The organism is Thiocystis violacea (genome assembly GCF_016583575.1).
Taxonomy (GTDB): domain Bacteria; phylum Pseudomonadota; class Gammaproteobacteria; order Chromatiales; family Chromatiaceae; genus Thiocystis; species Thiocystis violacea.
In genome coordinates, this window is record NZ_NRRG01000097.1 from 1 (window position 1) to 7869 (window position 7869).

General features: G+C 64.4%; 8 protein-coding genes and 1 pseudogene. 4 read left to right on the plus strand and 5 right to left on the minus strand.

Features of this window, described 5'->3' with window-relative positions; genetic code table 11:
* The 3 genes from CKO27_RS22885 to CKO27_RS22895 all read left to right on the plus strand — a co-directional run.
* Positions 1–612, plus strand: a 612-nt coding sequence (locus CKO27_RS22885) for an IPTL-CTERM sorting domain-containing protein (RefSeq protein WP_200377229.1), incomplete at its 5' end; no start/stop codon positions are given.
* A 71-nt stretch (positions 613–683) separates the two neighbouring features.
* Positions 684–1196: an exosortase H gene (gene xrtH / locus CKO27_RS22890; RefSeq protein ID WP_200377230.1), complete on the plus strand. Its 513-nt coding sequence runs from the start codon at positions 684–686 to the stop codon at positions 1194–1196.
* A 1-nt stretch (position 1197) separates the two neighbouring features.
* A complete protein-coding gene (locus tag CKO27_RS22895; RefSeq protein ID WP_200377231.1) occupies positions 1198–1797 on the plus strand; it encodes an exosortase H-associated membrane protein in 600 nt (199 codons plus the stop codon).
* Positions 1798–1951: 154 nt separating this feature from the next.
* Here CKO27_RS22895 and aceA read toward each other — a convergent pair whose 3' ends face one another.
* A complete protein-coding gene (gene aceA, locus CKO27_RS22900) occupies positions 1952–3256 on the minus strand; it encodes an isocitrate lyase (RefSeq protein ID WP_200377232.1) in 1305 nt (434 codons plus the stop codon).
* 296 nt (positions 3257–3552) lie between these two features.
* Between aceA and pdxH the strand changes: the two genes are divergently transcribed.
* Complete coding sequence (gene pdxH, locus CKO27_RS22905) at positions 3553–4197, plus strand: pyridoxamine 5'-phosphate oxidase (protein WP_200377233.1); 645 nt, start codon at positions 3553–3555, stop codon at positions 4195–4197.
* A 60-nt stretch (positions 4198–4257) separates the two neighbouring features.
* Here the strand turns inward: pdxH and CKO27_RS22910 are convergent, their stop codons facing one another.
* From CKO27_RS22910 to CKO27_RS22925, 4 genes and pseudogenes are all read right to left on the minus strand, one after another.
* Positions 4258–4977: a phosphoadenylyl-sulfate reductase gene (locus CKO27_RS22910; protein ID WP_200377234.1), complete on the minus strand. Its 720-nt coding sequence runs from the start codon at positions 4975–4977 to the stop codon at positions 4258–4260.
* Positions 4970–6655, minus strand: coding sequence for an assimilatory sulfite reductase (NADPH) hemoprotein subunit (gene cysI / locus CKO27_RS22915; RefSeq protein WP_200377235.1), 1686 nt, complete (start codon positions 6653–6655; stop codon positions 4970–4972). The genes CKO27_RS22910 and cysI overlap by 8 nt, the downstream gene beginning before the upstream one ends.
* Positions 6652–7776 (minus strand): diflavin oxidoreductase, encoded by a 1125-nt coding sequence (locus CKO27_RS22920; RefSeq protein WP_200377236.1) that lies wholly within the window; start codon positions 7774–7776, stop codon positions 6652–6654. The genes cysI and CKO27_RS22920 overlap by 4 nt, the downstream gene beginning before the upstream one ends.
* Positions 7760–7869, minus strand: a pseudogene (locus tag CKO27_RS22925) (IS110-like element ISSm3 family transposase); the annotation flags it as partial. The pseudogene CKO27_RS22925 and the gene CKO27_RS22920, both read right to left, overlap by 17 nt.

Sequence of the window (7869 nt, forward strand, 5' to 3'; positions counted from 1 at the left end):
GCCCCGCCCGCCCTAGTGCTCAGCGCCACCCCAGCCAGCGTCGGTTTTGGTGGCAGCAGCCTGCTTGCCACCACCGGCGGCATCCCTGGCGCACCCGTGAGCTATAGCGTCAGCGGACCCTGCTCGGTTGAAGGTAATCAACTGCTGGGCGTCAGCGCCGGCACCTGTCAGGTGACGGCCAGCCAGGCGGAGACGGCCGTCTACAGCGCGATCTCCTCCAATCCCGTGACCGTCACGGTCCAGGAGCGCACGACGACCTTCAGCTATCCGTCCGCCACCGCCACGCTTGGCCAGCCGTTCAGCCTGGCACCCGTCACCAGCGGTATCACCAACCCAACATTTGCCTTGCTCTATGGCGCCTTGCCGGAAGGGCTGACGCTAGACCCAGCCTCCGGGGTCATCAGCGGGATCCCGACCGGACCGCTTGGGATCTTCGACGCCGTCATCAGCGTCTATGAGAACAACGCCTATGACGCCGCGCTAGCGGTGATCACTGTGCAGGCCACAAGAGTCGCCACCATTCCGACCCTGTCGGAGTGGGGCATGCTGATCCTGGCGTCGCTGATGGTGTTGGCTGTTGGTTGGCGGTTGAAATCAAGCAGGCCATTTTAGATCCAACCTGGAAGGCAAAACGCATCGGCGACGTTGGGGGATCTCAGCGACATTGACCTTGGAGTTGTTCCTTGACGCGCTACGTCCTGTTGTTTTTCTTCATCGTTACAACGCTTTTTGCCATCGAGCTGCTGCCGATCGGGCAAAAGGCTGTCGTGATTCCCTTTACATCCGCCGTTACCCGCCTGAGCGCGGGCCTGATGCAGCTATTCGACGGGCGAGTCCTTGCGCAGGGCAAGATGATCTGGGATCAGGATAGCGGTTTCGCCGTTTCCATCGAGGCAGGCTGTAACGGCATCGAGGCCGGCATCATTCTGGTGGCGGCGATGCTCGCTTTCCCCTCGCGGTGGCGTGAAAAAGCCATCGGCATTCTTGTCGGATTGGCGACCGTGCAGATGTTGAATCTGGTCCGAATTATCAGTCTGTTCTACATCGGTCAGTGGAATAAGACCTTCTTCGAGTGGGCGCATTTGTACGTCTGGCAGGCACTCATCATGCTCGACGTACTCATTGTTTTTCTCTTCTGGCTCCGCTGGCTAACCGCCGACGGCCAGGCTAGGCGGCTTCGGGAAGAGGGCGCCTGAGATGAGTCCGACGGCCCGATTCATCGCGAGCGTCTTCCTCTGGTTACCGCCCTGTTTCGGCGTTTGGTATTTCTCCTCCATCCTCACGGTGCTGCCGCTGGCGTGGCTGCTCGATGCGATGATGACCGGGCTTTTCCCGGATCTCATCCGAGCGATAGAGCCGCATGGTAATACGGTGCTGGCGGTGATCAAGCCCGCGTTGTCTGCTATCAGGACATGTCCGGCCGTTGACGCCGACTTGGTTTTCGAGGTCAATCCACAGCAATATGCCTATTCCCTGCCGTTGTACACGGCCCTCGTTCTTGCGACGCCGTGCCACGAGTGGGCGAAAGCGGGCTACTGGATGATCGGGATTCTGCTGTTATTCCTCGTCCAGGCGTTTGGTGTTGCCGCCGAGGTTACAAAAATCCTGGCGTTCAACATCAATGAAGCAACGCATGTGCGGCTGGGGCTCTCTCGTGTCGGCTATGAGGGTTTAGCACTCACCTACCAGCTTGGCTTTCTGATTCTGCCTTCGGTCTCTCCGCTTCTGATTTGGCTCGCGCTGTTTCGTCGTGACCTGCCAAGCCTCATAACGCCCATTGTGGCATCCGGCCGTTGAGTCGAAACTGCCAAAATCCGCACAGCGCAACGTTGTTGATCAACTTGTCACCGGTTCTTGGCGATTTCCCGACCTAAGCTCAACAGGTCGGACAGACTCCTGGTGCCAGGGTGCGCCTATCGCACGGGCGTACCCTGGACGCTCGGGAGCACGGTCAGAACTGCTCTTCCTCGGTCGAGCCGGTCAGCGCGGTCACCGAGGAATGGCCGCCCTGAATCACCGTGGTGACGTCATCGAAGTAACCGACGCCGACCTCCTGCTGATGCGAGACGAAGGTGTAGCCCTTTTCGCGAGCGGCGAATTCCGGTCCCTGGACCTTCTCGACATAGTGGCGCATGCCCTCGCCTTGGGCGTAGTCGTAGGCTAGGTCGAACATGTTGAACCACATGTTGTGAATGCCGGCCAGGGTGATGAACTGGTACTTGTAGCCCATGTCCGCCAGTTCGTCCTGGAAGCGGGCGATGGTGGCGTCGTCCAGGTTCTTCTTCCAGTTGAAGGACGGCGAGCAGTTGTAGGCCAGCAGTTTGTTGGGGTTCTTCTCCAGTACCGCCTGGGCGAATTCGCGGGCGAAACCCAGATCGGGCGTGCCGGTCTCGCACCAGACCAGATCGGCGTAGGGGGCATAGGCCAGACCGCGGCTGATCGCTTGCTCCAGTCCATTCTTGACGACGTAGAAGCCTTCGTCGGTGCGCGTGCCGGTGAGGAAGGGACGGTCGTTGTCGTCCACGTCGCTGGTCAGCAGGTTGGCGGCCTCGGCGTCGGTACGCGCCAGCAACAGGGTCGGCACGCCCATGACGTCGGCGGCCAGGCGCGCGGCGATCAGTTTCTGCACCGCCTCGCGGGTCGGCACCAGCACCTTGCCTCCCATGTGACCGCACTTCTTCACCGCCGCGAGCTGGTCCTCGAAATGGACTCCGGCGGCACCCGCGACGATCATGTTCTTCATCAGCTCGAAGGCGTTGAGCACACCGCCGAAACCGGCCTCGGCATCGGCCACGATCGGCAGGAAATGGTCCACGTAACCCGCGTCGCCAGGTCCGATTTCCTTGGACCACTGGATCTCATCGGCGCGCTTGAAGGTATTGTTGATGCGCCGCACCATGGTGGGCACCGAATCGACGGCATAGAGCGACTGGTCCGGATACATGGTCTCGGAGGTGTTGCCGTCGGCCGCGACCTGCCAGCCGGAGAGATAGATGGCCTCGATGCCGGCCTTGGCCTGCTGCATCGCCTGGCCGCCAGTGATGGCGCCCATGCAGTTGACGTAGCCTTTCTTGGCACTGCCGCGGACCAGCTTCCAGAGCTTTTCGGCGCCGAGCTTGGCGTAGGTATGCTCGGGCTGGACGGAGCCGCGCAGCCGCACCACGTCGGCGGCCGAATAGCCGCGCGTCACGTCGGTCCAACGGGGGTTCTCGGCCCAATCCTGCTCGATGGCCTTGATCTGGTCTTGACGGGTCATGGCATATTCCTCGGTCGGTGTGGTGTGGTGTCGGGCCGCTCGCTCGCTATCCGTTTTACCCGCGCTCCAAAAGTGGAGCCCCGGTCGTCGTTCACGGAGGCACGGCGGCTTGATGTTTGAACGCGCTAACTTGGTCTTGGCCCATAACCTACCGAAACAGTTAGCATTTGGCCAGTCAATTATCCTAATTTTCTCTATTTGGATTGATAATTTTTAATGAATAATTATGATCTTATAAACCCTACGGAAAGCCCGCCTTGCGTCGTTTCCGCCCCTAGCCGCCGACGGGAGGCCGCATGAACGCCAACCCAGAGACCTTGAGACGCGAGCTGATGGAGCATGGACTCTCCCGCTCCGAGCTTGATCCCAGCCCGATCAAGCAGTTTCAGGGCTGGTATGAGCTGGCTATTGGCGCCGATCTACCGGAGCCGAACGCCCTGAGTCTCTGTACCGTCGACGACCAGGGACAGCCTTCGGTCCGCACGGTCCTGCTGAAGCTCTACGACGAGCGGGGCTTCGTCTTTTTCACCAACTATGAAAGCCGCAAGGCGCGGGAGATCGATCGCAACCCGCGCGTGGCCATGCTCTTCCCCTGGGTCGCCCTGGCGCGCCAGGTCCAGATCGGCGGGCGCGCCGAGCGCATCCCGACCAGCGAGTCGCTGCGCTATTTCACCAGCCGTCCGCGCGGCAGTCAGATCGGCGCCTGGTCCTCGCCGCAGAGTCAGGTGATCGGCTCGCGCTCGCTGCTAGAGGCCAAGGTGGCGGAGATGGCGCGCAAATTCGCCCGAGGCGAGATCCCGCTGCCGGACTTCTGGGGCGGTTATCGGGTCGTGCCCGAGATGATCGAATTCTGGCAGGGACGCGAAAGCCGGCTGCACGACCGCTTCCGCTATGTCAGGGACGGCGACGGCGCCTGGCGGATCGAACGCTTGGCGCCTTAATGAGAGTTGCTGTCGATTTTCGGGCGACCGAAGCGAGCCGTGGCCGGTTCGTGGTCCGATCTAGCGATGCAGACCGCACTCGCGCTTGATACCGAAGAAGCGTGTCTCTTCTTCCCGCATCCCTGGCAACAGGGGTCGGCTGGTGTGCACGTCGCCGATCGAGACGTAGCCCTGATCGCGTAGCGGATGATCGGGCAGGTCGTGGCGGCGCAGGTAGCGATGCACGTCCAGATTCGTCCAGTCGACGATCGGGTGGATCTTGAGCCGACCTTCCTGCCACCGCAGCACCGGCAGTTCGGCGCGGGAGCGGGCCTGTTCGCGGCGCAGACCGGCGAACCAGGCGCTCGCCCCGAGTTCGGTCAACGCCCGCTCCATCGGCTCGACCTTGTTGATCCGGTTGTACTGGTCGATACCGCCCGCGCCCTGCTCCCAGAGACGTCCCAGCCGCGCCTCCTGCCAGGCGGGCGACAGCAAGGGGCGATAGACGTGGAGGTTCAGCCCGAGCCGATCGGCGATCTCGTCGATCAGCCGATAGGTCTCGGCGAACAGATAGCCGGTATCCACCAGAATCACCGGGATGTCGGGCTTCAAGAGGGTCAGCATGTGCAGCAGCACGGCCGATTGAGCGCCGAAGCTGGAAGACAGGACATGGCGCTCGGGCAGATGCTCCAGGGCCCAGAGCGCGCGGTCCTCCGCGCTCTTGGCCTCCAGTCGCCGGTTGATCTCGTCGAGCGCGGCCCGGTCGCCGGGGCCCGGCGCCACGAGGTTGGTATCAATCATGGTAGTCCTCCGCGGGATTCACGACCGCGCGGACCAGGCCGTCGCGGATCAGATAGTCGCCGAAGCGCTCGCCCGGTTGGCGATTGGCGGCGAAGCGTCCAAACAGGCTGTCGATCTCGGCCAGGATCGCGGTCTCGTCGAGGTTCTCGCGATAGAGCCGGTTGAGCCGCTTGCCGATGCCGTCGCCGCCGAGCATGAGGTTGTAGTGGCCCGGTCCCTTGCCGACCAGCGCCAGCTCGGCGAGATAGGGACGGGCGCAGCCGTTGGGGCAGCCGGTCATGCGGATCACCATCTCCTGATCGGCGAGGCCGTGCCGGTGGGCCAGGCGCTCGACCTGATCCATGAAATCCGGGAAGTAACGCTCGGCCTCGGCCATCGCCAGGGGGCAGGTGGGCAGCGCCACGCAGGCGAGGCCGTTGCGTCGCAGCGCCGAGCGCTCCTCGGCCAGCAGTCCGTGCGCGCGGGCGAGTCGCTCGATCCCGGCCTTGCGCGCCTCGGGCACGCCCGCCACGATCAGGTTCTGATTCGGCGTGATGCGGAAGTCGCCCTGATGGATTCGGGCGATCTCGCGCAGACCGGTCATGGGGCCGTGACCGGGGCCGTCGATCAGGCGTCCGCTCTCGATGTAAAGGGTCAGATGCCAATGGTCGTCCCGACCCTTGACCCAGCCGTAACGGTCGCCCTGATCGGTGAAGCGGACCGGCCGTGACGGCGCGAATCGGAGGCCGGCGCGGCGCTCGACCTCGGCGCGGAAGGCATCGAGCCCGATGCGTTCAATCGTGTATTTGAGCCGGGCGTGGACGCGATCGCGGCGATCGCCCAGGTCGCGCTGGGTGCTGACCACCGCCTCGGCGACCGCGAGCGTCTGGTGCGGTTCGATGAATCCGAGCGGATCCGCCAGCCGGGGGAAGGTCGACTTGTCCCCATGGGTCGCGCCCATGCCGCCGCCGGCCAGGACGTTGAATCCCTCCAGTCGCCCCTCCTCGGCGATGGCGACGAAACCCAGATCGTTGGCATAAACATCGACGTCGTTGTGCGGCGGCACGGCCACGGCGGTCTTGAATTTGCGCGGCAGATAGGACTCGCCGTAGAGGGGCTCGACATCCTCGCCGCCGCCGACCTGCTCGCCGTCCAGCCACAGTTCATGGTAGGCGCGGGTGCGCGGCAGCAGGCATTCGCTGATGCGCTTGGCCCACTCATGGACCTCCCGGTGCAGCGCCGACTCGACCGGGTTGGGATTGCAGAGGACGTTGCGGTTGACGTCGCCGCAGCCGCCGAGCGAGTCGATCATGACCCGGTTGATGCCCTGGATGACCGGCTTGATGTGGCGTTTCAGGATGCCGTGATACTGGAAGCTCTGGCGGGTGGTCAGACGCAGACTGCCGCTGGTCAGTTCGCGCCCGATGCCGTCGATCGCCAGCCACTGGGCCGGTGTGCAGACGCCGCCCGGCAGCCGCGCCCGCAGCATGAAACCGAAATAGGGTTCCAGATACCGCTCGCGGCGCTCCTGGCGGAGATCGCGATGGTCCTGCTGATAGAAGCCGTGGAACTTGCTGATCTGGGCGTCGTCCGGGTTGAGCGCGCCGGTCAGCTCGTCGGCCAGGCTCTGCGCGAGCGTGCCGCGCAGATAGTGACTGGCGAGCTTGATGCGCTCGTTCTCGTGCAGGGGTGCGCTCATGCGTAGAGGTCTCGGTGATAGCGCGCCGCGCGGCGCAGGTTGTCGAGGTAGTCCTCGGCGGCGTCCGGGTCGAGCCCGGCCTCGCCGGCCAGGATCTCCAGCAGGGCACGGTGCACGGCCTGACCCATGGCGGTGGCGCCGCAGACATAGAGATGCGCGCCGTCCTCGAGCCAGCGCAGCAGCTCCCGGCCCTCCTCGCGCAGACGGTGTTGGACGTAGCGCTTCTCGGCGTCGTCGCGCGAGAAGGCGAGGCTGACCCGATGCAGCCGCCCGGCCTTGCGCTGGGCCTGCCAGTCGAGCTGATAGAGGAAGTCGCGATGGAAATGCCGGTTGCCGAACACCAGCCAGTGGCGCCCGGCGTCGCCGTTGGCCGCGCGCGCTTGCAGGAAGGCGCGATAGGGCGCGACGCCGGTTCCGGCCCCGATCAGGATGACCGGCGTCGCTCCGTCCTCGGGCAGACGGAACCCCTCGTTCTCGGCGACATAGACGCGGACGGGATCCCGGTCGCCTACCCGCGCGCCCAGAAAACCCGAGGCGCCGCCGAGATGATCCCGGCCATGGGCCTGATAACTCACCACCGAGACCGTGAGATGGACCTCGTCCTCGAATTCGGCCTGGCTGGAGGCGATCGAATAGAGCCGCGGCTGGAGCGGACGCAGCAGGCCGACCAGCGTCCCGGCGTCGATCCGCGCCGGGTGGGCCGCGACCAGATCGATGAACTGACGCTCGCCCGCGTAGGCACGCAAGCGGGCCGCGTCCGCCGCCAGCTCGCTCAGATCGTCCGCCCGCGCCAGATCGGCCCAGGCGCGGACGCCGGTCGGATGCAGTTGCGTCAGCTCCAGGCGCTCGCTCAGAGCCTGGCGCAGACTCAGTTCCCCGTCCCCCAGAGACACCGGGGCCGCGCCGTCGAGCGAGAGTTCCGCCAGCAGCGCCTCGACCAGCGCCGGGTCGTTGTGGAACCAGACCCCGAGCGCGTCGCCGGGCCGGTAGCTCAAGACCTTTGGATCGATCGACAGGGCCAGATGACGCACGTCCGCGATGGCGTCTGGCGTGGTGATCCGACGGTTCTCCAGCAGGGTCGCGGGATAGCAACTGTGTTTCAGGTCAAGCGGTTTTCCCATGAGCAGGATCCCAGTGCGCCTGATCGCGCAGCATGGCGTTGACGATGGTGAGGAGCTTGCGCATGCACGCCACGAGGGCCACCTTGGCGACCT

Bases quoted from the DNA above. Each gene is read 5' to 3' on its own strand.
- CKO27_RS22895 (WP_200377231.1), top strand. From the start codon at position 1,198: ATGAGTCCGACGGCCCGATTCATCGCGAGCGTCTTCCTCTGGTTACCG.
- aceA (WP_200377232.1), bottom strand. From the start codon at position 3,256: ATGACCCGTCAAGACCAGATCAAGGCCATCGAGCAGGATTGGGCCGAG.
- pdxH (WP_200377233.1), top strand. From the start codon at position 3,553: ATGAACGCCAACCCAGAGACCTTGAGACGCGAGCTGATGGAGCATGGA.
- CKO27_RS22910 (WP_200377234.1), bottom strand. From the start codon at position 4,977: ATGATTGATACCAACCTCGTGGCGCCGGGCCCCGGCGACCGGGCCGCG.
- cysI (WP_200377235.1), bottom strand. From the start codon at position 6,655: ATGAGCGCACCCCTGCACGAGAACGAGCGCATCAAGCTCGCCAGTCAC.
- CKO27_RS22920 (WP_200377236.1), bottom strand. From the start codon at position 7,776: ATGGGAAAACCGCTTGACCTGAAACACAGTTGCTATCCCGCGACCCTG.